We start from the raw sequence: 203 nt of genomic DNA, 5'->3' as shown, positions 1-203 counted from the left end.
CTCACGGCCGCCTGCAGGAAGCGTCGTCCCACCCGGCCGGTGATCTTCCACTCGGATCGCGGCGGTCAGTACACCAGCCAGCAGTTCGCCGCGCTGGCACACCAGTTGGGGGTGCGTCTGTCGGTCGGCCGCACCGGCCAGTGCTGGGACAACGCACTCGCCGAGTCGTTCTTCGCCACCATCAAAAGGGAGCTGCTCGATAC

Annotated in this window: 1 protein-coding gene; it reads left to right on the top strand. The window is 67.0% G+C overall.

Translation table 11 applies throughout. From position 1 onward, the window contains the following. The coding region (locus IG99_RS44030; RefSeq protein WP_158973405.1) for a DDE-type integrase/transposase/recombinase at positions 1 to 203 on the top strand (203 nt) is incomplete at both ends.

This window comes from Streptomyces griseus subsp. griseus (assembly GCF_000720255.1).
Lineage (GTDB): Bacteria > Actinomycetota > Actinomycetes > Streptomycetales > Streptomycetaceae > Streptomyces > Streptomyces griseus_I.
Note: the sequence above shows the minus strand (reverse complement) of the source record. Positions and strands in the feature narration are given on the sequence as shown.